At 69.6% G+C, this 23,245-nt stretch carries 26 protein-coding genes; 10 read left to right on the plus strand and 16 right to left on the minus strand.

What is annotated here, in order from left to right:
* Positions 1-5: 5 nt before the first annotated feature.
* From thiL to glyA, 7 genes are read right to left on the minus strand one after another with little or no spacing between them, the layout of a single operon-like run.
* The gene (gene thiL, locus H2041_RS03915; protein ID WP_293409679.1) at positions 6-974 is read right to left on the minus strand and encodes a thiamine-phosphate kinase; all 969 of its coding nucleotides are present in this window, start codon (positions 972-974) and stop codon (positions 6-8) included.
* Positions 961-1,431, minus strand: coding sequence for a transcription antitermination factor NusB (nusB, locus tag H2041_RS03920; protein ID WP_293409682.1), 471 nt, complete (start codon positions 1,429-1,431; stop codon positions 961-963). The genes thiL and nusB overlap by 14 nt, the downstream gene beginning before the upstream one ends.
* Positions 1,428-1,889, minus strand: a complete 462-nt coding sequence (gene ribH / locus H2041_RS03925) for a 6,7-dimethyl-8-ribityllumazine synthase (protein WP_293409684.1) — start codon at positions 1,887-1,889, stop codon at positions 1,428-1,430. The genes nusB and ribH overlap by 4 nt, the downstream gene beginning before the upstream one ends.
* Positions 1,890-1,933: 44 nt before the next feature.
* Entirely contained in the window at positions 1,934-2,524 is a 591-nt protein-coding gene (locus tag H2041_RS03930) for a riboflavin synthase (RefSeq protein WP_293409686.1), read from the minus strand.
* Positions 2,524-3,165, minus strand: a complete 642-nt coding sequence (locus H2041_RS03935) for a RibD family protein (protein WP_293409688.1) — start codon at positions 3,163-3,165, stop codon at positions 2,524-2,526. The genes H2041_RS03930 and H2041_RS03935 overlap by 1 nt, the downstream gene beginning before the upstream one ends.
* A gap of 7 nt (positions 3,166-3,172) precedes the next feature.
* Complete coding sequence (nrdR, locus tag H2041_RS03940) at positions 3,173-3,646, minus strand: transcriptional regulator NrdR (protein WP_293409690.1); 474 nt, start codon at positions 3,644-3,646, stop codon at positions 3,173-3,175.
* A 37-nt stretch (positions 3,647-3,683) separates the two neighbouring features.
* On the minus strand, positions 3,684-4,979 hold the full coding sequence (glyA, locus tag H2041_RS03945) for a serine hydroxymethyltransferase (protein ID WP_293409692.1): 1,296 nt from the start codon (positions 4,977-4,979) through the stop codon (positions 3,684-3,686).
* Positions 4,980-5,159: 180 nt separating this feature from the next.
* Between glyA and H2041_RS03950 the strand changes: the two genes are divergently transcribed.
* The gene (locus H2041_RS03950) at positions 5,160-5,591 is read left to right on the plus strand and encodes a MucR family transcriptional regulator (protein WP_293409694.1); all 432 of its coding nucleotides are present in this window, start codon (positions 5,160-5,162) and stop codon (positions 5,589-5,591) included.
* Between the two features lie 21 nt (positions 5,592-5,612).
* On the opposite strand, the gene hemA is transcribed toward H2041_RS03950, so the two are convergent.
* The 5 genes from hemA to H2041_RS03975 form a co-directional block, all read right to left on the minus strand.
* On the minus strand, positions 5,613-6,842 hold the full coding sequence (gene hemA / locus H2041_RS03955) for a 5-aminolevulinate synthase (RefSeq protein WP_293409697.1): 1,230 nt from the start codon (positions 6,840-6,842) through the stop codon (positions 5,613-5,615).
* Between the two features lie 156 nt (positions 6,843-6,998).
* Positions 6,999-7,895: a 3-hydroxyisobutyrate dehydrogenase gene (gene mmsB / locus H2041_RS03960; protein WP_293409699.1), complete on the minus strand. Its 897-nt coding sequence runs from the start codon at positions 7,893-7,895 to the stop codon at positions 6,999-7,001.
* Between the two features lie 4 nt (positions 7,896-7,899).
* Positions 7,900-8,640, minus strand: a complete 741-nt coding sequence (locus tag H2041_RS03965) for a methyltransferase (protein WP_293409701.1) — start codon at positions 8,638-8,640, stop codon at positions 7,900-7,902.
* A 39-nt stretch (positions 8,641-8,679) separates the two neighbouring features.
* Entirely contained in the window at positions 8,680-9,732 is a 1,053-nt protein-coding gene (locus H2041_RS03970) for an enoyl-CoA hydratase/isomerase family protein (protein ID WP_293409703.1), read from the minus strand.
* Positions 9,729-10,865 (minus strand): acyl-CoA dehydrogenase family protein, encoded by a 1,137-nt coding sequence (locus H2041_RS03975; protein ID WP_293409705.1) that lies wholly within the window; start codon positions 10,863-10,865, stop codon positions 9,729-9,731. The genes H2041_RS03970 and H2041_RS03975 overlap by 4 nt, the downstream gene beginning before the upstream one ends.
* A gap of 72 nt (positions 10,866-10,937) precedes the next feature.
* On the opposite strand from H2041_RS03975, the gene H2041_RS03980 reads away from it, so the two are divergent.
* The 3 genes from H2041_RS03980 to H2041_RS03990 are packed head-to-tail and all read left to right on the plus strand — an operon-like array spanning position 10,938 to position 12,825.
* Positions 10,938-11,417: a hypothetical protein gene (locus tag H2041_RS03980; protein ID WP_293409707.1), complete on the plus strand. Its 480-nt coding sequence runs from the start codon at positions 10,938-10,940 to the stop codon at positions 11,415-11,417.
* Entirely contained in the window at positions 11,414-12,430 is a 1,017-nt protein-coding gene (gene hemB, locus H2041_RS03985) for a porphobilinogen synthase (RefSeq protein WP_293409710.1), read from the plus strand. Before H2041_RS03980 ends, hemB begins: the two co-directional genes overlap by 4 nt.
* Positions 12,427-12,825, plus strand: a complete 399-nt coding sequence (locus tag H2041_RS03990) for an NUDIX domain-containing protein (protein ID WP_293409712.1) — start codon at positions 12,427-12,429, stop codon at positions 12,823-12,825. The genes hemB and H2041_RS03990 overlap by 4 nt, the downstream gene beginning before the upstream one ends.
* Before the next feature lie 18 nt (positions 12,826-12,843).
* Here the strand turns inward: H2041_RS03990 and H2041_RS03995 are convergent, their stop codons facing one another.
* Positions 12,844-13,347, minus strand: a complete 504-nt coding sequence (locus tag H2041_RS03995; RefSeq protein ID WP_293409715.1) for a GNAT family N-acetyltransferase — start codon at positions 13,345-13,347, stop codon at positions 12,844-12,846.
* Entirely contained in the window at positions 13,344-14,207 is an 864-nt protein-coding gene (locus H2041_RS04000; RefSeq protein WP_293409717.1) for an NAD(P)-dependent oxidoreductase, read from the minus strand. Before H2041_RS04000 ends, H2041_RS03995 begins: the two co-directional genes overlap by 4 nt.
* An 87-nt stretch (positions 14,208-14,294) precedes the next feature.
* Between H2041_RS04000 and H2041_RS04005 the strand changes: the two genes are divergently transcribed.
* A complete protein-coding gene (locus tag H2041_RS04005; RefSeq protein WP_293410070.1) occupies positions 14,295-15,203 on the plus strand; it encodes a flagellar motor protein MotB in 909 nt (302 codons plus the stop codon).
* Between the two features lie 116 nt (positions 15,204-15,319).
* The gene (locus tag H2041_RS04010) at positions 15,320-16,084 is read left to right on the plus strand and encodes an arginyltransferase (protein WP_293409719.1); all 765 of its coding nucleotides are present in this window, start codon (positions 15,320-15,322) and stop codon (positions 16,082-16,084) included.
* Positions 16,085-16,092: 8 nt separating this feature from the next.
* Here H2041_RS04010 and H2041_RS04015 read toward each other — a convergent pair whose 3' ends face one another.
* A complete protein-coding gene (locus H2041_RS04015; RefSeq protein WP_293409720.1) occupies positions 16,093-16,311 on the minus strand; it encodes a dodecin in 219 nt (72 codons plus the stop codon).
* A 192-nt stretch (positions 16,312-16,503) separates the two neighbouring features.
* Here H2041_RS04015 and H2041_RS04020 point away from each other — a divergent pair, with 192 nt between their 5' ends.
* The 3 genes from H2041_RS04020 to H2041_RS04030 are packed head-to-tail and all read left to right on the plus strand — an operon-like array spanning position 16,504 to position 20,902.
* Complete coding sequence (locus H2041_RS04020) at positions 16,504-17,169, plus strand: DnaA/Hda family protein (protein ID WP_293409723.1); 666 nt, start codon at positions 16,504-16,506, stop codon at positions 17,167-17,169.
* Between the two features lie 42 nt (positions 17,170-17,211).
* Positions 17,212-19,425: an RNA degradosome polyphosphate kinase gene (locus H2041_RS04025; RefSeq protein ID WP_293409725.1), complete on the plus strand. Its 2,214-nt coding sequence runs from the start codon at positions 17,212-17,214 to the stop codon at positions 19,423-19,425.
* Positions 19,406-20,902, plus strand: coding sequence for a Ppx/GppA phosphatase family protein (locus H2041_RS04030; RefSeq protein WP_293409727.1), 1,497 nt, complete (start codon positions 19,406-19,408; stop codon positions 20,900-20,902). Before H2041_RS04025 ends, H2041_RS04030 begins: the two co-directional genes overlap by 20 nt.
* 3 nt (positions 20,903-20,905) lie before the next feature.
* Here the strand turns inward: H2041_RS04030 and rnd are convergent, their stop codons facing one another.
* Positions 20,906-22,084, minus strand: coding sequence for a ribonuclease D (gene rnd / locus H2041_RS04035; RefSeq protein WP_293409729.1), 1,179 nt, complete (start codon positions 22,082-22,084; stop codon positions 20,906-20,908).
* A 96-nt stretch (positions 22,085-22,180) separates the two neighbouring features.
* Here rnd and purM point away from each other — a divergent pair, with 96 nt between their 5' ends.
* The gene (gene purM / locus H2041_RS04040; RefSeq protein ID WP_293409731.1) at positions 22,181-23,206 is read left to right on the plus strand and encodes a phosphoribosylformylglycinamidine cyclo-ligase; all 1,026 of its coding nucleotides are present in this window, start codon (positions 22,181-22,183) and stop codon (positions 23,204-23,206) included.
* Positions 23,207-23,245: the final 39 nt, after the last annotated feature.

The raw sequence follows: 23,245 nt of genomic DNA on the forward strand, positions 1-23,245 counted from the left end.
TACGCTCAGGGATGGCGCCAGCCCCCCTGTCCCGTCTCCACGGGGCGGCCCTCCACCTGGGCATGCACGCCGGCGCCGGCCTCCACGACGCCGATGACCGGCAGGCCCAGCCGGGCGGCCCGATCCGGCGCGGCCGTCAGGACCAGTTCGTAGTCGTCGCCGCCGGTCGCCAGCTGGACGAGCCCGCGGTCGCGGTCGGGCTGGGCGGCGAGCCAGCTCCGTCCGGCCTCCGACAGGGGCGTCCTCTCCAGATCGAGGCGAAGGGCCACGCCGCTCGCGGCGGCGATGTGCCCGGCGTCGGCGATCAGCCCGTCCGACACGTCCGCCGCGGCGCTCGCCGCCTCGCGCAGCGCCTCGACGAGGTCCAGCCGGGGGTCGGGCAGGCGGTAGGCGCGCTTCAGATCGCCGTGGGGATCGGCGACCTCGCCCAGCACGGCCTGCAGGCCGAGCCAGCCGTCGCCGATCGGCCCGCTCACCATCACCAGGTCGCCCGGCCGGGCGCCCGAGCGCAGAACGGCCCGGCCAGCCGGGGTCCAGCCGAGCAGGGTCAGGCTGAACACCCGCGGGCCGCGCGTCGACACCGTGTCGCCTCCCAGGAGGCGGAGGTCGAAGGCCTCTCCGTCGATCCTCAGGCCCTCGGCGAAGGCGGCCCGCTCGGCGGGCCCGGCGGCCTCCGGCCAGGCCGTGGCGAGGAAGTAGCCGTACGCCTCGGCGCCCATGGCTGCGAGATCGGACAGGTTCACCCGAAGCAGCTTTCGCGCCACGAGATCGGCGGCCTCGCCTTCGGGGAAGTGGACGCCCTCCACCATGGCGTCCTTGGTGACGACGAGGTCGAAGCCCGGGCGCTGGGGTATGACCGCCGCGTCGTCCAGCAGGTTCAGGGCCTCCGGCGCCCCGCGCGTCAGCGGCCGGTAGAGCCGCGCGATCTGGGCGAACTCGTCGAGTCGCTCCTGCGGCTTCTCAGCCCCGGACATCCTGCGCCACGCCGTCGAGCGCGCCGTTGACGAACCCCGGCTCCGGCCCCTCGAAGAAGGACTTGGCGAGCTCCACATACTCGTCGATGGCCACTTCGGTCGGCACGTCGGACCGTTCGGCCAGTTCGTAGACGCCGGCGCGAAGTATGGCCCGAACGGTGGCGTCCAGCCGCTCCAGACGCCAGCCCTGGGCCAGTCGCCGGACGATCATCCGGTCGATCTCGGCCTGGCGGGACACCACGCCGCGAAGCAGCTCTCCGAAGAAGACCTCGTCGGCGCCGCTGAGCTGGAAGCCTTCCACGTCCCGGTCGAAGCGATGGTCGGAGAATTCGCGGATGACCGCCTCCACGCCGACGCCGGAGACCTCCATCTGATAGAGGGCCTGAACCACGGCGAGGCGCGCCGTGGAGCGGGCCTGCCGGGTGGGTCGAGGCGGCTTCGGGGTCTCCGCGCTCATTCCCCTTCTCCCGCCAGCTGCGCCTTCAGAGCGATCATGGCGAGGCAGGCGCGCGCCGCGCCGCCGCCCTTGTCGCCCTCGCTCGCCCGGGCGCGGGCCCAGGCCTGCCCCTCGTCCTCGACGGTCAGGATGCCGTTGCCGATGCAGAGTTTCTGGCCGGTGGCCAGCTCCATCAGGCCGCGCGCCGACTCGTTCGAGACGATCTCGAAGTGATAGGTCTCGCCGCGGATCACGCAGCCGAGCGCGACATAGCCGTCATAGCTGACCCCGCCGTCATCGGCGGCGGCCTCGGCCATGGCGATGGCCGCGGGCACTTCCAGGGCGCCGGGGACGGTGACCACGTCATAGGCCACGTCGTGCGCGCCCAGCACGTCGGTGGCCGCGCCCAGCAGTTCATCGGCCAGATCGTTGTAGTAGCGCGCCTCGACCACGAGGACGCGAAGCTGTTCGTCTTGCATCACTTGTTCCAGGGGCCGCGGACGGCGGCCCGAACCGACAGCCTTTAGGCGGTTTCGCGCCAACGCGCGAGATAGCGCGCCAGCATGTCGATCTCCAGATTGACCCGCGAGCCCGGCTGCAGCCGTCCCAGGGTGGTCACATCCCAGGTGTGGGGAATGAGGTTGACGCCGAAGACGTCATCCTCGACCTCGTTCACCGTCAGGGAAACGCCCTCCACGGCGATGGAGCCCTTCTCGGCGATGTAGCGGTGCAGGGGACGCGGAACCCGGATCCGCACGCGGTGCGACCCACCTTCGGCCGCGACCGAGACCACCTCGCCCACCCCGTCCACATGGCCCGAGACGATGTGGCCGCCCAGCTCGTCGCCGACGCGGGCGGAGCGTTCGAGATTGACCGGATATCCCGGGGTCCAGTCGCCGAGCGTCGTGCGGCTGAGGGTTTCGCCCGACACCTCCACCGCAAACCAGCCCTCCCCTTTCTCGACCACGGTCAGGCAGCAGCCGGCGTGGGCGATGGAGGCGCCGATCTCGACGGTCGACAGGTCGAACCGGGTCTCGATCTCGAAACGCTTGTCGCGGTCGGTGTCGGCGACCGCGCGCACGCGGCCGACATCTGTGACGATTCCTGTGAACATCAGATCCTCTCGTAGCGCTCCCATAGGTCTTCGCCGAGTTCGCGGACCTCGCGGCGGCGCAGGCGCGGCGCGTCCGCCAGGGCCGTAACGGCCAGGGCGCCGATGGCCGGCCGCCCCTCCCCGCCGATCACCATCGGCGCCCGGAACCATTCCAGCCTGTCGACCAGGCCGCAGCGCAGGAAGCTCGCCGCCACCTGCCCGCCGCCCTCGACGAAGATGCGCGCGAGGCCCCGTTTGCGCAGCGCGGCGACCACCTGGGTGAGGTCCGGGCGGCCTTCGCCCAGGTCCGGAACCTCGACCACCTGCACGCCGGCGGCGGCCAGGTCCGGGCGGGCCGGTCCGGTGGAGACGACGATGGTTCGGACCTCCGCCGCCCCGCGCGCCAGCCGGCTGTCGAGCGGCAGGCGCTGACGGCTGTCCAGAATCACCCGCGCCGGCTGCGGCCCCTCATATCCGGGGAGCCTCACCGTCAGCTCCGGATCGTCCGCCAGCGCCGTCTCGGCGCCGATGAGAACGGCGTCGTGGGCGCCGCGCAGCCGGTGGACCTGATGGCGCGCCGCTTCGCCGGTGATCCAGCGGCTTTCGCCGCCGGCGGTCGCGATGCGGCCGTCGAGCGAGGTCGCCAGCTTCAGCGTGATCATCAGCGCCTCAGCGCTCGTCCTCGCCCGGGTCTCCGAAGCCCTCGCGGCCCAGGAAGTCGGCGAAGTCCTTGGTTTCGCGGAAATCGCGATAGACCGAGGCGTAACGGACATAGGCGACGTCATCCAGGGACTTCAGGCCCTTCATGACAAGCTCGCCGACCACCTCGGACGGGATGTCGGTCTCGCCCATGCTCTCCAGCTGACGGGTGATGCCATTGACCATGCGGTCGACCTGATCGGGATCGATCGGGCGCTTGCGGATGGCGATGTCGATGGAGCGCAGCAGCTTGTCGCGGTCGAAGGGCGTGCGCCGGCCCGACCGCTTGATCACGGTCAGCTCCCGCAGCTGGACCCGTTCGAAGGTGGTGAAGCGCCCGCCGCAGACCGGGCAGAGGCGACGACGGCGGATAGCCGCGCCGTCTTCCGACGGGCGGCTGTCCTTCACCTGGGTTTCGGTGTGGCCACAGAACGGGCAACGCATCCGGTCAGCCCCTCCCTGGCCGCACCACTATCGGGGCCTAGTTGTAGATCGGGAAGCGGCGGGTCAAGGCCAGGACCTCGTCGCGGACCTTGGCCTCCACCGCCGAAGAGTCGCCGCCCTTGGCCAGGGCGTCGACCACCTCGGCGATCATCTGGCCGATGCGGCGGAACTCGCCGGGGCCGAAGCCCCGCGTCGTGCCGGCCGGCGAGCCCAGGCGCAGGCCCGAGGTCTGGGTGAAGGGCAGCGGGTCGAAGGGGATGCCGTTCTTGTTGGTCGTGATGTGGGCCCGCTCCAGCGCGACTTCGGCGTCGGCGCCGGTCACGCCCTTGGGCGTCAGGTCCACCAGCATCAGATGGCTGTCGGTGCCGCCGGAGACGATGCGCAGGCCGCCGGCCGCCAGGGCCTCGGCCATTGCGCGGGCGTTCTCCACGACCTGGCGCGCATAGAGCTTGAATTCCGGCTTCAGCGCCTCGCCGAAAGCCACGGCCTTGGCCGCGACCACATGCATCAGCGGGCCGCCCTGCAGGCCCGGGAAGACGGCGGAGTCGATCTTCTTGGCCAGCTTCTTGTCGTTGGTGAGGATCAGCCCGCCGCGCGGCCCCCGCAGGGTCTTGTGCGTCGTGGACGTCACCACATGGGCGTGCGGCACGGGATTGGGATAGGCGCCGCCGGCGATCAGGCCGGCATAGTGGGCCATGTCCACCATGAGGATGGCGCCGACGCTGTCGGCGATCTCGCGGAACCGCTTGAAGTCGATCTCGCGGCTGTAGGCCGAGCCCCCGGCGATGATGACCTTCGGCTTCTCGCGCTCGGCGATCTCGGCGGCTTCGTCATAGTCGATCAGCTGATCCTGCTGACGGACGGTGTAGGCCACGGGACGGAACCACTTGCCGGACTGGTTGACGTCCTTGCCGTGGGTCAGGTGCCCGCCGGCGGCCAGATCCATGCCCATGAACACGTCGCCCGGCTTCATGGTCGCCATGAAGACCGCCTGATTGGCCTGGCTGCCCGAGTGCGGCTGGACATTGGCGAACTCGGCGCCGAACAGCCGCTTGGCCCGATCGATGGCCAGCTCCTCGGCCACGTCGACCTCTTCGCAGCCGCCGTAGTAGCGCTTTCCGGGATAGCCTTCGGCGTACTTGTTGGTCAGCACCGAGCCTTGCGCCTCGAGCACGGCCCGCGAGACGATGTTCTCCGAGGCGATCAGCTCGATCTGGTCCTGCTGGCGCTTCAGTTCGCGGTCCAGGACCTTGGCGAGATCGGGATCCGTCTCGGCGACGCCGCGGGCGAAGAAGGTGTCGGCGGCGGAAAGGGTGTCGGCTTGAGCGCTCAAGGGCGGACCTCTCGGCAGAGTCAGGGGGCGGAGGCGCCTTTTACTCCCAATGCTCCCGACGATCCAACTGCCGACGACGCCGCGGCGGAACAAAGCTGTTTCAGACGCGTTCCCGGCCGAATGACCCGTCCGGCCAGCTTCGGCGGTCGGCGGCGCATGCGTCGTGGAGGGGAGTGCGAAATGAGTATCGAAGGCGAACCCGATGAACGGTCGGGCGAGAATCTTGCGCGTTTGAGCGCGGACATCGTGGCGGCCTATGTGAGCCGCAACGCCGTCTCGACCGATGCGGTCCCGGACCTGATCCGGTCCGTCTTCAGCGCGATGACCGGACTGAACCGTCCCCAGCAGCCCGTCCCCGAGGAACGTCCCAAGCCGGCCGTACCCATCAGCCGTTCGGTGCAGGACGACTACATCGTCTGTCTGGAGGACGGGAAACGCCTGAAGATGCTGAAGCGCTACCTGCGCTCGCGCTACGACATGAGCCCCGACGAGTACCGCCGGCGCTGGGGCCTGCCGCCCGACTATCCGATGGTGGCGCCGGCCTATGCGGCGCGGCGCTCGGACTTCGCCAAGCAGATCGGGCTGGGCCGGGGGGTGCGGCGGCGCAAGTAGCGCCGCCTCGAACGGGGCCGGTCAGGCGGCGTAGCCGCCCACCCGCTTGACGTTGCAGTGGACCCAGAGCTGTTCGAGCGCCCGGGCGAGGTGGTCCATCATCTCGTCCGTGTGGGCGGGCGACGGCGTGAAGCGCAGCCGCTCGGTGCCCCGCGGCACGGTGGGATAGTTGATCGGCTGGACGTAGACGCCGTAGTCGCTGAGCAGGATGTCCGAGATCATCTTGCAGTGGACCGGATCTCCGACCAGCACGGGCACGATGTGGCTCACCGAGGGCATGACCGGCAGGCCGGCCTTGACCAGGCGGTCCTTGAGGGCCTGGGCGCGCGCCTGATGGGCCTCACGCACCTCGTTGTGTTCCTTCAGGTAGCGGATCGAGGCCACCGCGCCGGCGGCCAGGGCCGGCGGGATCGAGGTGGTGAAGATGAAGCCGTCGGCATAGGAGCGGATCGCATCGACGATGACGGCGTCGGCGGCGATATAGCCGCCCATCACGCCGAACGCCTTGCCCAGGGTGCCTTCGACGATGTCGATCCGATCCATCACCCCGTCGCGCTCGGCGACGCCGGCGCCGCGGGGACCGTACATGCCGACCGCGTGGACCTCGTCGAGATAGGTCATGGCGCCGTACTTCTTGGCCAGCGCCACCGTGCCCTTCATGTCGGCGATGTCGCCGTCCATGGAATAGACGCTTTCGAAGGCGATCAGCTTGGGCGCGTCGGCCGGCGCCGCGGCCAGCAACTCCTCGAGATGCTCAAGATCGTTGTGGCGGAAGACCCGGCGCTGCTCGCGCGCTCCGGCGCGGATGCCGGAGATCATCGAATTGTGGTTGAGCTCGTCGGAGAAGATGATCAGGCCCGGCAGGATCTTATAGAGCGTCGACAGCGACGCCTCGTTCGAGACATAGCCGGAAGTGAAGAGCAGCGCGGCTTCCTTGCCGTGCAGATCGGCGAGTTCGTGCTCGAGTTCGACGTGATAGGTGGTCGTGCCGGAGATGTTGCGCGTCCCGCCCGAGCCGGCGCCGGCCTCGTCGAGAGCCTTGTGCATGGCGTCGAGAACGACCGGGTTCTGCCCCTGGCCGAGATAGTCGTTGGAGCACCAGACCGTGATGTCCTGACGCGAGCCGTCCGGCCGCGTCCAGGTCGCCCGGGGAAAGTCCCCGCGATGGCGCTTCAGGTCGGCGAAGACCCGGTAGCGTCCCTCGGCATGAACCCGCTCGAGCGCGGACTGGAAAACGGTCCTGTAATCCATCGATACGAACGCCGGCCGCAGGTTCGACGATCTCCCGCCGCAGCCGGTCCCTCCTAGATTCCGCCCGGCTTTTCGCACCGGGTTCGGAGCATGTCTACACGGCGCCATGTCGCGCCGGCTTGATGTGCGTCAACGGCCACACGTTCTTCGCGAACGTCAGCCCAGTTCCTCGAGCCGACCCCGCAAGAGCTGAATTAGGGCCGAAAAGTCCTTTTCGCCATAGCCAAGGCGGTCGAACAGGGCATAGAGCGCCTCGGCCTGGGCGGCGAGCGGCGTGCTGGCGCCGGCGGCGGCGGCGGCGGTCTGGGCGAGTTTCAGGTCCTTCAGCATCATGGCCGTGGCGAAGCCGCCCTCGTAGCCGCGGTTCGAAGGCGCGGCCGCGACGGGCCCCGGCCAGGGACAATAGCTGGTCAGGGACCAGCACTGGCCCGAGGCGTTCGACGCGATCTCGAAGAAGCGCTCCGGCTCGAGGCCCAGCCGTTCCGCCAGGGCCAGGGCCTCGCAGACGCCGATCATCGACACGCCGAGCAGCAGGTTGTTGCAGATCTTCGCCGCCTGCCCGGCCCCCGCCTCGCCCGCCCGGAAGACGGCCTTGGCCATCGGCTGCAGCACGGCCTCGATCTCGGGGAATTCAGGCTCCGGACATCCGACCATGAAGGCCAGGCTCCCCGCCTTCGCCGCAGCGACTCCGCCGGACACCGGCGCGTCGGCGGCGCGGAATCCGGCCTGGCGCGCCTTTTCCGCCACGGCGCGGGCGCTCTCCACATCGATCGTCGAACAGTCGATCAGCAGGGCGCCGGCCTTCGCATTCGGCAGCACCGCCTCCTCATAGACGGCCCGGACGTGCTGACCGGCGGGCAGCATGGTGATGACGACATCGGCCCGGCCCGCCGCCTCGGCCGCCGAACGCGACCTCAGGCAGCCGGCGTCGCAGGCCCGGTCGAGAGCCGTGGCGTCGAGGTCGAAAGCGAAGACCTCGCGCCCCGCCCCGGCCAGGACCGCGGCCATGCCGCCCCCCATATTGCCGAGGCCGACAAAGGCGATGCTCGACATAGGCTTACTCGGGCTTGCGGAACTTAAACACGAACTGGTCGGTCTTGCCGCGGATCGCCGGATCGAACACGCCGACCGTGCGGGTGTCTTCCGGATTCCGCAGGGCGTCGCTTTCGGCCACGAACTCGAAGCCGGCGGCCTCGATTTCGGCGCGGGCCTTGGCGGGGTCGATGCGGTGCAGGCTGTCGGCGGCCTCCAGCGGCGCGCCGGCCGCGGCCGCATGGTCGATGACCAGCAGGGTCCCGCCCGGCTTCAGGGTCTCGAACAGGTTCCGGTTCACCGCCGCCACGTCGAGGTTGAGCCGGGCGAGGTGGAAGTCGTGATAGTTCTGCGCCGTCCAGATCACATCCACCGGCTCAGCCACCGCCAGCGCGCCGACGCGGGCGGGAATGACGGTGACATTGTCGTACTGCTCGGCCACCGCGACGATCGGCGGCGGCTTGGCCGGATCGGCGGCCGGCGGCTGGGCGGCGTAGACCTTGCCCTGCGGCCCCACCGCCCGGGCGAGGATGCGGGTGAAGTAGCCGCCGCCCGGCAGCATCTCCAGCACCACGTCGCCCGGCTCGACGTGGGCGAAGGCGAGCATCTCGGCGGGCTTGCGGTCGGCGTCGCGCGCCTTGTCGGCCTCCGGTCGGGCGGCGTCGTTCACCGCCGCGTCGACGGCGGGCGGCATCTGCGCCCAGGCGGGCGACGCGGCTGCGATCATCGCGGCCAGGCCGGCCGCGGCGAGGAACTTGTGGACCATGACGTCCTCCCTGATGGGCGGTCGTGCGCCGCCCTCCCCTCAGGGTAGCGGTCGCCAGGCCTGGGCGGAAGGCAGGGGCGCGAAGATCTCGTCGAGCATGGCCTCGCTCACCGCCTGGAGCGTCGGCGGGTCCCAGCGCGGCGCGTTGTCCTTGTCGACGATCACGGCCCGCACCCCCTCCTGGAAGTCGTGACGGGCCACGACGCGCGCGCCGATGCGGTACTCCAGTTCCATGTTCTCCGCGAAGCTCGCGGCCTCTGCGCCAAGCGCGAGCTGCCGGAAGGCGACCTTCAGCGTCTGGGGCGACTTGGACTTGAGCACGCCGAGCTGCTCCTGCGCCCAGGCCCCGCCGTCGCGCTCCAGGGCTTCGAAGATGGCCTCGACGCTCTCCTTGTCGAACAGGCGGTCCATCTCGTCGCGATGGGCGGCCAGGGGCGGCCGTCCGGGATCGGCCTCGAATGTTGTGAGGTGGGTCTCGACGGCCGCCGGGTCGGCGATCACCGCCGCCTTCAGCGCATCGAGCTGCGAGGACTCCACATAGTCGGTCGCGATTCCGAGCATCTCGCAGTCGGCGGCCTTGATGCGCGCGCCGGTCAGGGCGAGCCACAGCCCCGACCGGCCGGGCAGGCGCGGCAGGTGCCAGCCGCCGCCGACGTCCGGGAAGAGGCCGATGCCGGTCTCGGGCATGGCGAAGGTCGTGCGCTCCGTCGCCACGCGATAGAGGGCCGGGAGCGACAGGCCGACGCCTCCGCCCATCGTCACCCCGTCCATGAACGCCATCACAGGCTTCGGGTACTCGAAGAGCAGGTGGTTCAGCCGGTACTCGGTGAAGAAGAACTCGCGCGCCGCGAAACCATCGCCGGCCCCGCTCTCCGCCAGCATGCGGATGTCGCCGCCGGCGCAGAAACCCCGTTCGCCGGCGTGGTCGAGCATGACGAGGGCGACATCGGGATCCTCGCGCCAGGCCAGCAGGGCGTCGGTCATGGCCCGGCACATGTCGGTGGTCAGGGCGTGGAGCGCCTTGGGCCGGTTCAGCGTGACGCGGCCGACCGCGCCCTCCTTCCGGGCGAGGATGTCCTGCGTCTGCGTCATTTGAAGAGCTCCCGGGCGATGATGACGCGCATGATCTCGTTCGTCCCTTCCAGGATCTGGTGGACGCGCAGGTCGCGCACGATCCGCTCCAACGGATAGTCGGCGAGATAGCCATAGCCCCCGTGGAGCTGCAGCGCCTCGTTGGCGATGTGGAAGCCGGCGTCGGTCGCGAAGCGCTTGGCCATGGCGCAGAGCCGGGTGGCGTCCGGGCGACCGGCGTCGAGCGCGGCGGCGGCTCGCCGGACCATCAGGCGGGCCGCCTCGAGGTCCGTCGCCATGTCGGCCAGCTTGAACTGCAGGGCCTGGAAGTCCCGCAGCGGCCGCCCGAACTGGTGGCGCGTCTCCAGATAGCTCCGGGCGGTGTCGAGGGCGAGCGCGGCGCCGCCCAACGAGCAGGAGGCGATGTTCAGCCGGCCGCCGTCCAGCCCCATCATGGCGAAGCGGAAGCCCTCCCCCTCCTCGCCGATGCGATTCGCCGCGGGCACGCGCACGGCGTCGAGGTTCACCTGGGCCGTGGGCTGGGCGTTCCAGCCCATCTTGCGCTCCTGGGCGCCGAAGGAGAGCCCCGGCCAGCCCTTCTCCACCACAAAGGCGGACACGCCCTTGGCGCCGGCCTCGCCGGTGCGCGCCATGACCACATAGATGTCGGACACCCCGCCCCCGGAGATGAAGGCTTTCGATCCGCTCAGCACGTAATGGTCGCCATCCCGGATCGCCGTCGTCCGCAGCGCCGCGGCGTCCGAACCCGAGCCCGGCTCGGTGAGGCAGTACGAGGCGATCAGCTCCATCCGCGTCAGCCGCGGCAGATAGGCCCGCCGGAGTTCGGGGGCGCCGAACCGGTCGATCATCCACGAGGCCATGTTGTGGATGGTGAGATAGGCCGTGCTGGCCACGTCTCCGTAGGACAGCGCTTCGAAGATCAAGGATGCGTCCAGGCGCGAAAGCCCAGCGCCGCCAACGTCTTCGGAAAGATAGATGGCGGCGAATCCGAGCTCGGCCGCCTTTCTGAGGGTGTCGACCGGGAAGTGGCGCTCGGCGTCCCAGCGCGCCGAGTTCGGCGCCAGTTCCGCCGCGGCGAACGCCTCGGCGGCGGCCTGGAGCACCCTCTGGTCTTCAGACAGCTCGAAATTCATCGGCTAAAGCCTCCCTGGGCTTGAGGAACTCGCTCGGGCGGCGCACCCTGTCAATGACAGGGGGAGTGCAGCATGACCGTCGAAGGATCCGCCGCCCGCGCGCGCGAGACATCGCGCAACCTGGCCCTTCTGAACTATGCGCTGCTCTTCGCGGCGTTCTTCTTCGCCGGCGTGCCAGCCCTGGTCGCCGCCGTCATCGCCTATACCCAGCGCGATTCGGCGCCCGAGCCCGACCGCAGCCATTTCACCTTTCAGATCCGCGCCTTCTGGGTCGCTTTCGTCCTGGCCCTCATCGCCGGGTTCGCCGGTCTGGCGGCGGTGATCCACATCCTCGTCTCCCTCTACGACCTCGCCAGCACGCTGGGCTGGGATGGGTTCGACGGCATGGAGGTGGTGATCGGACAGGTGGCCATAGACGCGACGCTCCTGGCCCTGGTGGTGAGCGCCATACTGCTGACCTTCCTTTCGGGCCTGTGGCTCATCGCCGCCTCGATCCTCGGGGCGATCAAGCTTGCCTCGGATCAGGGGATCGGTAAGAGCCGGGAGCCATGAGCCTCCCTCCTCTCGCCGCCTACCCCGCCCTGCGCCTGCGCCGCCTGCGCCAGGCGCCCTGGATCCGCAACCTCGTCCGCGAAACCGTCCTTACGCCGTCGGACCTGATCTGGTCCATGGTCGTCCATGAGGGCGAGGGCGAGGTCCAGGTGCCGTCCATGCCGGGCGTGGCCCGACTGTCGGTTTCCGGCGCCGCCCAGGCGGCGGTGGAAGCCCGTCGCCTGGGCATTCCGGCGATCGCCATCTTCCCCAATATCGACGGCGCGAAGAAGGACGCCCAGGGCTCCCTGGCGGCCGATCCGGACGGCCTGATCTGCCGGGCGGTCAAGGCGATGAAGGACGCCGCGCCCGAGGTCGGGATCATGTGCGACGTCGCGCTCGACCCCTTCACCGATCACGGCCACGACGGCGTCATCGAGGGCGGAAAGATCCTCAACGACGCCACCATCGAGCGACTGGTGGAGCAGGCCCTGGCGCAGGCGAAGGCCGGCTGCGACATCCTCGCGCCCTCGGACATGATGGACGGACGCGTCGGCGTCCTGCGTCGGGCGCTGGAGGCCGAGGGCCTGCAGGACGCGATGATCATGTCCTATGCGGCCAAATACGCTTCGGCCTTCTACGGTCCGTATCGGGACGCGATCGGCTCGGGGAAGCTCGGCTCGGGCCCGGTCGACAATCCCGCCGACAAGAAGACCTACCAGATGGACCCGGCCAACACGGACGAGGCCCTGCGCGAGGTGGCGCTGGACATCGCCGAGGGCGCCGACATGGTGATGGTCAAGCCGGGCCTGCCCTATCTCGACATCGTCCAGCGGGTCGCCGAGACCTTCGCCCTGCCGACCTTCGCCTTCCAGGTGTCGGGCGAGTACGCGATGATCAAGGCCGCGACGGCGAACGGCTGGCTCGACGAGGAGCGCGCCGTGCTGGAAAGCCTGGGCGCCTTCAAGCGCGCCGGGGCCGCCGGGATCATCACCTATTTCGCGCCTCAGGCCGCCCGTCTGCTCGGCGCGTGAGCGGACCGGCCATCGAAATCGTCGCCGCCGTCCTGCGCGACGGCGCGGGCCGTGTCCTGACCGTGCGCAAGGCGGGCGCGGCGCGCTTCATGCTGCCCGGCGGCAAGCGCGAGCCGGGCGAGGCGGATCTGATCACGCTCGCCCGAGAACTGCAGGAAGAGCTCGGCCTCGTCCTGGATCCGGCGTCGGCGCGCCCCCTCGGCCGGTTTGAAGCCCCCGCCGCCAACGAGCCCGGTCGCCGGGTCCTGGGCGTCATCTTCCAGGCGCAAGCCGCGGGCGAGCCCCAGATCGCCGCCGAGATCGCCGAGATGCTCTGGCTGCCGCCGCAGCCGCCCTACGCCGTGCCGCTGGCGCCGCTGCTGGAATTCGAAATCCTGCCCAGGCTGCGCGCCTGATGTCGGCCGCGCCCCTGCTCAGGCGGTGAGGTAGTAGGCGCTGGGCTGATCCCAGCCGGGCAGCTGGCGCACGTCCACCAGCCGAAGGCCGAGCTTTTCGAGCAACCGGCGCGAGGCCAGGTTGTCCGGATTGACGATCGCCGCCACGGGATCGATCCCCAGGCGGCCGCGCGCCAGCTCCAGGACGGCGGCCGCGGCCTCCCGGGCGTACCCCTTGCCCCAGGCGCTCTCCAGGAAGGCGTAGCCCACGTCCACGTGCGGGATGACGTCGCGTTTGACCAGGCCGGCCAGGCCGATCGGTGCCTCGCCGGTCCGGGGCGTCACGATCCACATGCCGAAGCCCTGCAGGCGATAGCTCTCGACCATGCGCTCTTCGATGTAGCTGCGCGCCTGATCGAGGGTTCGCACGCCACGGTCGCCAATGCCCGTCAGGAAGCCGGGGGCGTTCAGCAGCTCAAGAATGAAGGCCGCGTCGTCCGGGCCGGCCTCCCGCAGCGCGAGGCGTTCGGTCTGAAGGATCACTCCGCGCGGCCCTCCAGGCGCTTCACCAGGCTCGACGTGTCCCATCGTCCGCCGCCCATGGCCTGGAGCTCGGCGTAGAAGCCGTCCACGAGACGCGTCACATCCAGCCGCGCCCCATTCGCCGCGGCTTCGTCGAGGACGAGGCCGAGGTCCTTGCGCATCCAGTCCACGGCGAAGCCGAAGTCGAAGCGGTCTTCGGCCATGGTCTTCCAGCGGTTGTCCATCTGCCAGGACTGGGCCGCGCCCTTGGAGATCGCCTCGTAGACCTCCGCCGGATCAAGGCCGGCGCGGCGGGCGAAGTGGAGACCTTCGGAGAGCCCCTGGACGAGACCGGCGATGCAGATCTGGTTGACCATCTTGGTCAGCTGCCCGGCGCCCGGAGGCCCCATCAGGCGAACCGCCTTGGCGAAGTGGTCGATCACCGGCCGGGCGCGCTCGAAGGCGTCCTTGTCCCCGCCGCACATGACCGTCAGCTGTCCGGCCTCGGCGCCCGCCTGTCCGCCGGAGACCGGGGCGTCGATGAAGGCCCGCCCCTCCGCGGCGCAGAGCGCGGCCATCTCCCGGGCGAGCCGGGCCGAGGTGGTCGTGTGGTCGACGATGAGGCCATCAACCGCCAGCGCGGGCAAAGCCTCGGCCGCCACCGCGCGGACGTCGTCGTCATTGCCGACGCAGAGGAAGAGGATCTCGGCGTCCTGCGCGGCCATGCGCGCCGACTCGCAGGCCCGCCCCTTGTGCGTCGCCGCCCAGCGGCAGGCCTTTTCGGGACTACGGTTAAAGACGCTTACCTCGTGGCCGGCCGCAGCGAGGTGCCCCGCCATCGGAAAGCCCATCACCCCAAGACCCGCAAACGCCAGCTTCATCGGCAGCTCCTCACGCCAAAACGCAACGCCATCTTAACGAGGGCCTGCGCAACCTCCCGCCCAATAGCGTTAATGCGGGGTCGCGTCATGGCGGTGGGCGAAGCGCCGATCGTTATCAAGAAGGTCAAGAAGGGCGGCGGCCACGGCCACCACGGCGGCGCCTGGAAGGTCGCCTATGCCGACTTCGTGACCGCGATGATGGCCTTCTTCCTGCTGATGTGGCTGATCAACACGACCAGCCCGGAGCAGAAGCGCGGCATCGCCGACTATTTCGCCCCCGCCAGCGTCTCGTCCACCACGTCCGGCGCCGGAGGCATTCTGGGCGGCACGGCCCTCGGCTCGGACGGCGCCAAGTCGTCGGGCTCCATGTCGATCATGGAGCAGATGTCCCCCGAATCGCCGAACCCCGAAGAAGAGGGTGAGACGCAGGACACCGCTTCGAAGAGCCAGTTGCAGGACACCGCCACGGAGGCCCTGCGCGAGGCGCTCCAGAAGCGCGAGCAGGCGGCGTTCGAATCCGCCGCACAGTCCCTGCGCCAGGCGCTGCAGGACATGCCCGAGCTTGCGGAGCTGTCGAAGAACATCATCATCGATCAGACCCCCGAGGGCCTTCGCATCCAGCTCGTGGACCAGGAGGGCCGCTCCATGTTCGCCGAGGGGGCGTCGCAGCCGAACGACCGCGCCCGCCTCCTGCTGCGGGCGGTCGCCAAGGTCATCAACCAGCTGCCCAACCGCATCAGCATCTACGGCCATACGAGCGTCAACATGAACGGCGCCCGCGCCGAGGGCGACTGGCCTCTGTCGGCTGCGCGGGCGGATTCGGCGCGCAAGGTCCTGCAGGGCGCCGGCGTCGACGCCGACCGCGTCTATCAGGTTTCGGGCAAGGCCAATTCCGAGCCGCTCTATCCGGACGACCCGACCCTGCCCGGCAACCGGCGGATCGCCATCGTGCTCCTGCGCGAGGCGCCGGTGCTGCCGCCCGACATCACGCCCTGACCTCTGACGCCAATGCGCCCGAGCTGACGATCACCGAAATGTGTCAGCTTGCCTGAGCGCCATGCATGCGCCCTAATCGTTGCGACAGACGGGGTTAGAGGGCGAACGCAAGGTCCGTGACGCAGCATTTCCCGACGCGACAGTTAAGGTTCTTCCTGACCGCGCCGTCGCCTTGCCCGTACCTGCCCGGGCGGTTCGAACGGAAAGTCTTCGCCCACCTGCCCCTGGCGGACGGGCCCAGCGTCAACGACTCCCTCACCCAGATCGGTTTCCGCCGCTCGCAGAACATCGCCTATCGGCCGGCCTGCGAGTCCTGCATGGCCTGCGTCTCGGCCCGTCTGCCGGTCGCCGACTATGTCTTCTCGCGCTCGGAGCGCCGGATCCTCGCCCGCAACGAGGATATCGTCCGCTCCGTGGTCGAGGCCGAGGCGACGATGGAGCAGTTCGACCTGCTCCGCCGCTATCTGACGACGCGCCACGCCGATGGCGGGATGGCCGAGATGACCTGGCCCGACTATGTCGCCATGGTCGAGGACACGGCCGTCCGCACGCATCTGGTGGAGTACCGGCGGGCCTCGGCCGACGGCGGACCGGGCGACCTGATCGCCTGCGCCCTGATCGATCTGATGGGCGATGGCCTGTCCATGGTCTACAGCTTCTACGATCCGGCCTGGCCGAAACGGAGCCTGGGATCCTTCATGATCCTGGACCATGTGGTGCAGGCCGGGCTCATCGGCCTGCCCTTCGTCTATCTCGGCTACTGGGTCCGCGGCAGCGACAAGATGGACTACAAGGCCCGCTTCTCGCCGCTGGAACTGCTGCGGCCGGAGGGATGGAGCCGCGTGAACAGCCGCGAAGCGCTGCACGCGCCCCGCGACTGAGGCCGCCGTCAGCCGCGGGAGTCCTCCAGGGTGAAGCCGAGCTTCAGATGGACCTGGAAGTGCCGCACCTGACCATCGGCGATCTCGCCGCGGGTCTCCATCACCTCGAACCAGCGCAGTTCGCGCATCGACTTGCCTGCCTCGGTGACGGCGTTGCGGACAGCGTCCTCGATGCTCGTCTCGGACGAGCCGACGACCTCGACGACACGGTAGACATGGTCGGACATGGCGATCTCCTCTGATCCGCGCCCGAAGCGGCGCTGGACCTAAGCGCCGCGGACGGCCTGCGCGTTCCGGAGGGCCGGGCCGCCTGCTCCCCAGGGGCGACGCGATCATCCCCAGGCGGAACATGGGCCCGCGTCGACCGTTCCGGACCCGGCTGATAGGCTCCGAGTCATGTTCCACCGCCGATCTCGTCCATGGCCCGTCAACTGCGTCTGAGGCTCCAGAGAGCCCCCAGTTACGAACGGTCGGAGTTCGCCGTCGGCCCCTCCAACGCCTCGGCCGTGGAGACGGTCGACCGCTGGCCGGCCTGGCCCGGCGGGGCCCTGGCGCTCATCGGACCGGCGGGCGTGGGCAAGACCCACCTGGCCCAGGCCTGGCGGGCGCGCGCCGAGGCGGTCGAACTCCCCCCGCGGTCGACTGATGTCGGCCCCGCCGGCCCCGTGCTGATCGAGGATCTGGACCGCGGCTTCGACGCGGAGCTCCTGTTCCACCGCATCAACATGGCCGCCCGCGAAGGCGGCGGGCTTCTGGTCACCGCCCGGACGCCGCCCTCGGCCTGGACGACGGACCTGCCCGACCTCCGGTCACGCCTGAACGCCCTCACCGTGGCCGAGATCGAGCCGCCCGACGACCGGGTATTGGAGGTGCTGCTGCGCCGGCTGTTCGCCCAGCGCAACATCGCGCCGCAGGAGGACGTCGTGCCCTACCTGCTCCGCCGGATCGAGCGGTCGGCCGCCGCCGCGCAGGACGTGGTGCGCCGGCTCGACGCCGCGTCCGGCGAGGATCACAGGCCGGTGTCGCGCGTTCTGGCGCGCCATATTCTTGAAAACGACACCGAGAATCTTGACCTTTTCGACTGATCCTTCGTCTCTGAACGAGACCGCCGAGCCAGCGAGGCCGAGATGACCTATGCCGCCCCCAACCCCGCCGCCGGAGAGGCCCGTCCTGCTGCGGTCCGGTCGTGGGACGAGGCCCTGGCCGCTTCGCCGGACCGTTTCTTCAATCGCGAGATCTCCTGGCTCGCCTTCAACGAGCGGGTGCTTTCGGAGAGCAAGAACCCGCGCCACCCGCTGCTCGAGCGGCTGAGGTTCCTGTCGATCTCCGCCAACAACCTCGACGAATTCTACATGGTCCGCGTGGCCGGCCTGAAGGCGCAGGTGCGCGAACGCGTGCGCACCATCAGCCAGGACGGCCTGACCGCCTTCGAACAGCTGGAGAAGGTCAACGCCGAAGCGGCCATGCTGATGATCGACCAGCAGAACCGCTGGCGCGAGCTGCGCCGCGAGCTGGCGGCCGAGGGCCTGAGGCTGGTCGAGGCCGACGAGGTCACGCCCGCTGAGCGCGCCAGCCTCGAGCAGACCTTCCTCAGCCAGGTTTTCCCGATCCTGACGCCGCTCGCCATCGACCCGGCGCACCCCTTCCCCTTCATTCCGAACCTCGCCTTCTCGCTGGCCCTGACTCTGCGGCGCGGGTCCGACGGCCGGAAGTTCAACGCCATGGTGCCGATCCCGGCGCAGGCGGCTCGCTTCTGGCAGCTGGAGACGGGCCGCGGGGGACGGCGGTCGGCCAAGCCTCAGCGCCGCTTCGTCTCGCTCGAAGGCATGGTGGCGCTCTTCGTCGACCACCTCTTCCCCGGCTGCGACGTGGAGGCGAGCGGGGTGTTCCGCCTCATCCGCGACTCCGACGTGGAGATCGAGGAAGAGGCCGAGGATCTGGTCCGCGAGTTCGAGGCGCGCCTGAAGCAGCGGCGTCTGGGCTCGGTCGTGCGGGTGGAAATCGAAGCCGCCATGCCCGAGGATCTGCGCGGCTTCATCTGTGAGAATCTCAGCGCGCAACCGGAGGACGTCATTCAGATCGACGGCCTGCTGGGGCTCGACGAGCTGTCGCAGCTCATCCCGCCGGATCGCCCGGACCTGAAGTTCAAGCCGTTCGCGGCCCGCTTTCCGGAGCGCATCCTCGACCATGGCGGCGACTGCTTCTCGGCCATCCGGGAGAAGGACATCCTCGTCCACCATCCATTCGAGAGCTTCGACGTGGTGGTTCAGTTCGTGCGCCAGGCGGCGCGCGATCCCAATGTGCTGGCGATCAAGCAGACCCTCTACCGGACCTCGTCCGACAGCCCCATCGTGGCCGCGCTGATCGAGGCGGCCGACAACGGCAAGAACGTCACCGCCGTCATTGAGATCAAGGCCCGCTTCGACGAGGAGGCCAATCTGAAATGGGCGCGCGACCTGGAGCGCGCCGGGGTGCACGTCGTCTTCGGCTTCGTGGAGTACAAGACCCACGCCAAGCTGTCGGTCGTGGTGCGGCGCGAGGGCGACCAGGTGCGCACCTACTGCCACTACGGCACGGGCAACTACCACCCGATCACGGCGCGCATCTATACGGACCTGTCGTTGTTCACCAGCGATCCGGCCCTGGCGAGGGATTCCGCCCGGGTGTTCAACTTCATCACCGGCTACGCCGAGCCTTCGCGGCTGGAAAAGCTGTCCTTCTCACCGGTGACGATGAAGCACGACCTGGTCGAGATGATCGCGCGCGAGGCCGAGAATGCGCGCGCCGGCAAGCCGGCCGCCATCTGGGCGAAGATGAACGCCCTCGTCGACCCGGAGGTGATCGACGCCCTCTACGCCGCCAGCCAGGACGGCGTGGCCATCGACCTGGTGGTGCGCGGCATCTGCTGCCTGCGCCCGGGCGTGCCCGGCCTGTCGGAGAACATCAGGGTCAAGAGCATCGTCGGCCGATTCCTGGAACACTCCCGGATCGTCGCCTTCGCCAACGGCCATCCCATGCCGTCGGGCAAGGCCCGGGTCTTCATCTCCTCGGCCGACTGGATGCCGCGCAATCTCGACCGCCGGGTGGAAAGCCTCGTCCCGGTCGAGAACCCCACGGTCCACCAGCAGGTCCTGCAACAGATCATGGTGGCGAACCTGAAGGACGAAGCCCAAAGCTGGACGCTGGACGCCGAAGGCGGCTATGCCCGGGACCCGAACTGGGATCACCCCAGCGCCTTCTCCGCGCACGAGTACTTCATGACCAATCCCAGCCTCTCCGGCCGAGGCCAACGCGTAAAGGACATGCCGCGCGCGATCGATCATGTCGCCGCCCGAAGCTAAGGGCGCGGCGCGGCAGGCCGCCGTCATCGACGTCGGATCGAACTCGGTCCGCCTGGTCATCTACCGCCTGGAAGGCCGGGCCATCTGGACCGTCTATAACGAGAAGGCGCTGGCCGGGCTCGGCCGCGACATGGCCCAGAGCGGGCGGCTGTCGCAGGAAGGCGTCGAGATCGCCCTGACGGCCCTCCGCCGCTTCCGCGCCATTCTTCAGGATTGGAGCCAGACCGACGTTCTGGCCGTCGCCACGGCCGCCGTGCGGGACGCCTCGGACGGACCGGAATTCGCCGAGCGCGTCCGTCGCGAACTCGACCTGCCGCTGCGCATCCTCAGCGGCGAGGAAGAGGCCAGGTACGCCGCCGCCGGCGTCCTGGCGGGCGAGCCTGGCGCGCACGGGGTGGTCGGCGACCTGGGCGGATCGAGCCTCGAACTGGTCCGCATTGAGGACGACGGCCCGGGCATGGGGATCACCCTGCCGCTGGGACCGCTCGCCCTGGGCGCCCCGGCGCCGCTGGATGCGGCTGAGGTCCGGCGAACCGTGGAGCGGGCCCTGGCGCCGGTCGCCGGCCGGTTCGGGGCGAGCGAGTTCCACGCCGTGGGCGGCAGCTGGCGCAATCTTGGCCTGCTGCACATGATCATGGCCGACTATCCGCTGCGCGTGGCCCACCAGTACGCGATGAGCCGGACCGAGGTGCTCGACCTGGCGCGCTTCGTCAGCCGCCAGTCGCGCCCGTCCCTCGAGCGTATCGAGGGCCTGTCCAAGAAGCGGTACGAGGCCCTGCCCTATGCCGCCCTGGTCCTCGAAAGCCTCGTGGAGCAGCTCGGCCTCGAGCGGATCGTGATCTCGGCCTTCGGCCTTCGCGAGGGCCTGCTTCTGGAATCAATGTCCGAAGAGGTCCGGCGACGCGACCCGTTGCTGGAGGGCTGCAACGCCATGGCGGCCATGCGCGGCCTCTCGGCCGGCGGCCTCGTCCAGGCCCTGGAAGCCTGGGTCGCCCCCGTATTCTCGCGCCTGCCGCCGGTGTTCGGAGACCGGGAACCCCGGCTCGTGGCCGCAGCCTGCCGTCTGGCCGACCTCGGCGGACGCCTGCACCCCGACCACAGGGCCGAACTCGCCTTCGCGCAGGTCCTTCGCGCCCCCATCGCCGGAATGGATCATGCGGAGCGCTGCTTCCTCGCTCTGGCGGCCTTCTCGCGCCACAGCGCCTCGAACAATATGCCGGAGGCCGACACCATCCTCAGAGTGCTCTCGACCGAGCGCCGCGCCCGCGCGCGGGCCTTGGGCGCAGCCCTGCGGCTGGGGTGCGACATCTCCGGCCGCAACGGACAGCTCCTGTCGCGCTCGGCGCTCACGCTCGAGGGCGACCGCCTGCGCCTGACCGCCGCCGAGGGCTGGTCCGACCTTCTGCTCGGCGAGCAGACGGCCAAGCGCGCCGGGACGCTCGCCTCGGCGCTGAAGCTGCGTCTGGAGCTGGAATAGCGCCTATTCGGCGGCGGCCTTGCGGGGGCCCCGGCGCACCTCGACCACACGCACCTTCGCGCCGTCCAGCACGAGGGCCAGCTCGCCGCGCTTGATGCGCAGCGCGTCCTCTCCGAAGGCCTCCCGGCGCCAGCCCTTCAGGGCCGGCGTCGCCGCCTCGTCGTCATTGGCGATCATCTCGAGGTCGGAGACCGTCGCGATCAGCTTGGAGGCGACGCCGGCGTCCTCGGCCCGCGCCTTCAACAGGACCTTCAGAAGCTCAACGACAGCCCCGGCGGCGGGCGAGCTCTGCGCCTTGGGCTTCTCGACGACGGGCGCATAGGCCTCGGGGTTCTTCAACGCCTCCCGGACGGCTTCCAGCAGGTCCGGACCGAACTTCGAGCCGGAGAACCCCTTGGGCACCGAGCGCAGGCGATCCAGGGCGGCGGCGTCCGTCGGCAGCTGGGTGGCGACCTCGTCGATCGCCTCGTCCTTCAGGATCCGGCCGCGCGGCTGGTCACGATGCTGGGCGGTGCGCTCGCGCCAGGCGGCCACGGCCTTGTAGGCGGCCAGGTACTTGGCCGTGTGCCGGCGCGGCTTCAGCCGCTTCCAGGCGTTGTCGGGATCGACGTCGTAGTTGGCCGGATCGGTGAGCCCTTCCATCTCGTCGGTGACCCAGACGAGCCGCCCCTCCTTCTCCAGCCGCGCGCGCAGCATGGGATAGAGCTTGGCCAGGTGCGTCACGTCGGCCAGCGCATAGGAGAGCTGGGAGTCCGCCAGCGGGCGGCGCGCCCAGTCTGTGAAGCGGCTCGACTTGTCGAGCTCGATCTTCAGCATCTGCCGCACCAGGGCGTCATAGGCGATCTGCTCGCCGAACCCGGCGGCCATGCCGGCCACCTGGGTGTCGAAGAGCGGCCGGGGCATGGCCTTCAGATTGTTGAAGATCTCAACGTCCTGCCGTGCGGCGTGGAAGACCTTCAGGATCGACTCGTCGCGAAGGATCTCGAGGAACGGCTCCAGGTCCATGCCGTCGGCGAGAGGGTCGATGACCGCCTCGTCCTTGGGCGTCGCCGCCTGGATCAGGCAGAGCTTGGGCCAGTAGGTGGTCTCGCGCATGAACTCGGTGTCCACGGCGACGAAAGGCTGACCTTTGAGCTTGTCGCAGAACGCCGCGAGTTCGGCGGTGGTTGTAATCGGCGTCATCCGGTAGCTATAGCCTCGCGCGCAGGCGAGTCTGCAAGCGCCCGTTGCAAGCGCACGTCAAAAACTTTCCGGCCGAGCAAGGCCCAAGGCTTCCAGATGACTGAACGGCCCAACGGCCTGACCTATGCCCAGGCCGGTGTCGACATCGACGCCGGCGCCGCCCTCGTCGACGCCATCAAGCCGCTGGCCAAGGCCACGCGACGCCCTGGCGCAGAGGCTTCCCTCGGCGGATTCGGCGCCCTCTTCGACCTCAAGGCGGCGGGCTATGACGACCCTCTGCTGGTCACCACCACGGACGGCGTGGGCACCAAGCTGAAGATCGCCATCGAGACCGGCCTGCATGATACGGTCGGCATCGACCTCGTGGCCATGTGCGTCAACGACCTGCTGGCCCAGGGCGCCGAGCCGCTGATGTTCCTGGACTATCTGGCCACCAGCAAGCTGGACGTGCCGGTCGCCACCCGCGTGGTCGCCGGCATCGCCGAGGGCTGCAGGCAGGCGGGCGCGGCCCTGGTCGGCGGCGAGACCGCCGAGATGCCGGGCATGTATGGCCAAGGGGACTACGACCTGGCCGGCTTTTCCGTGGGCGCGGTCGACCGCAACCGCGTCCTGCCGCGCTTAGGCGACCAGGCCGCCGGCGACCTGCTGATCGGGCTTGCGTCCTCCGGGCCGCACTCCAACGGCTATTCCCTGGTCCGGAAGATCGTGGAGGTCTCCGGCCTGGCGTGGGACGCCCCCTGCCCGTTCGAGCCGGGCAAGACGCTGGCCGAGGCGCTGATGGCGCCGACGCGCATCTATGTCCGCAGCCTCGTGCCGCTCATCAAGGCCGGAAAGATCAAGGGCCTGGCCCATATCACCGGCGGCGGCCTGGTCGAGAACCCGCCGCGCGCCATCGCCGAGGGGCTCGTGGCGAACTTCGACTGGAGCGCCTGGACGCTGCCGCCGGTCTTCGCCTGGCTGCAGGAAACCGGCGGGGTGGAGACGCAGGAGATGCGTCGGACCTTCAACTGCGGCGTCGGCATGGTGCTGATCGTCGCCGCCGAGGACGGCCCAGACGTGCTCGAAGCCCTGCTGACGAGCGGCGAGGACGCCTTCATCTGCGGCGAGCTCGCCTCGGCCTGAGGGCGGCGGCCCGACCGGAAACGAAAAGGGCCGCAGCGT

Origin of the sequence: Phenylobacterium sp. (assembly GCF_013911965.1) — a bacterium.
GTDB lineage: Bacteria > Pseudomonadota > Alphaproteobacteria > Caulobacterales > Caulobacteraceae > Phenylobacterium.

Excerpts from the sequence above, each read along its gene's own strand:
- H2041_RS04020 (WP_293409723.1), top strand. The coding sequence starts at position 16,504 with ATGGCCCGTCAACTGCGTCTGAGGCTCCAGAGAGCCCCCAGTTACGAA.
- nrdR (WP_293409690.1), bottom strand. The coding sequence starts at position 3,646 with ATGCGTTGCCCGTTCTGTGGCCACACCGAAACCCAGGTGAAGGACAGC.
- H2041_RS04025 (WP_293409725.1), top strand. The coding sequence starts at position 17,212 with ATGACCTATGCCGCCCCCAACCCCGCCGCCGGAGAGGCCCGTCCTGCT.
- H2041_RS04015 (WP_293409720.1), bottom strand. The coding sequence starts at position 16,311 with ATGTCCGACCATGTCTACCGTGTCGTCGAGGTCGTCGGCTCGTCCGAG.
- H2041_RS04005 (WP_293410070.1), top strand. The coding sequence starts at position 14,295 with ATGGCGGTGGGCGAAGCGCCGATCGTTATCAAGAAGGTCAAGAAGGGC.
- H2041_RS03970 (WP_293409703.1), bottom strand. The coding sequence starts at position 9,732 with ATGACGCAGACGCAGGACATCCTCGCCCGGAAGGAGGGCGCGGTCGGC.
- H2041_RS04000 (WP_293409717.1), bottom strand. The coding sequence starts at position 14,207 with ATGAAGCTGGCGTTTGCGGGTCTTGGGGTGATGGGCTTTCCGATGGCG.
- H2041_RS03950 (WP_293409694.1), top strand. The coding sequence starts at position 5,160 with ATGAGTATCGAAGGCGAACCCGATGAACGGTCGGGCGAGAATCTTGCG.
- H2041_RS04030 (WP_293409727.1), top strand. The coding sequence starts at position 19,406 with ATGTCGCCGCCCGAAGCTAAGGGCGCGGCGCGGCAGGCCGCCGTCATC.
- rnd (WP_293409729.1), bottom strand. The coding sequence starts at position 22,084 with ATGACGCCGATTACAACCACCGCCGAACTCGCGGCGTTCTGCGACAAG.
- H2041_RS03980 (WP_293409707.1), top strand. The coding sequence starts at position 10,938 with ATGACCGTCGAAGGATCCGCCGCCCGCGCGCGCGAGACATCGCGCAAC.
- hemB (WP_293409710.1), top strand. The coding sequence starts at position 11,414 with ATGAGCCTCCCTCCTCTCGCCGCCTACCCCGCCCTGCGCCTGCGCCGC.
- purM (WP_293409731.1), top strand. The coding sequence starts at position 22,181 with ATGACTGAACGGCCCAACGGCCTGACCTATGCCCAGGCCGGTGTCGAC.
- H2041_RS03930 (WP_293409686.1), bottom strand. The coding sequence starts at position 2,524 with ATGTTCACAGGAATCGTCACAGATGTCGGCCGCGTGCGCGCGGTCGCC.
- nusB (WP_293409682.1), bottom strand. The coding sequence starts at position 1,431 with ATGAGCGCGGAGACCCCGAAGCCGCCTCGACCCACCCGGCAGGCCCGC.
- mmsB (WP_293409699.1), bottom strand. The coding sequence starts at position 7,895 with ATGTCGAGCATCGCCTTTGTCGGCCTCGGCAATATGGGGGGCGGCATG.
- thiL (WP_293409679.1), bottom strand. The coding sequence starts at position 974 with ATGTCCGGGGCTGAGAAGCCGCAGGAGCGACTCGACGAGTTCGCCCAG.
- hemA (WP_293409697.1), bottom strand. The coding sequence starts at position 6,842 with ATGGATTACAGGACCGTTTTCCAGTCCGCGCTCGAGCGGGTTCATGCC.
- ribH (WP_293409684.1), bottom strand. The coding sequence starts at position 1,889 with ATGCAAGACGAACAGCTTCGCGTCCTCGTGGTCGAGGCGCGCTACTAC.
- H2041_RS03975 (WP_293409705.1), bottom strand. The coding sequence starts at position 10,865 with ATGAATTTCGAGCTGTCTGAAGACCAGAGGGTGCTCCAGGCCGCCGCC.
- H2041_RS03935 (WP_293409688.1), bottom strand. The coding sequence starts at position 3,165 with ATGATCACGCTGAAGCTGGCGACCTCGCTCGACGGCCGCATCGCGACC.
- H2041_RS03965 (WP_293409701.1), bottom strand. The coding sequence starts at position 8,640 with ATGGTCCACAAGTTCCTCGCCGCGGCCGGCCTGGCCGCGATGATCGCA.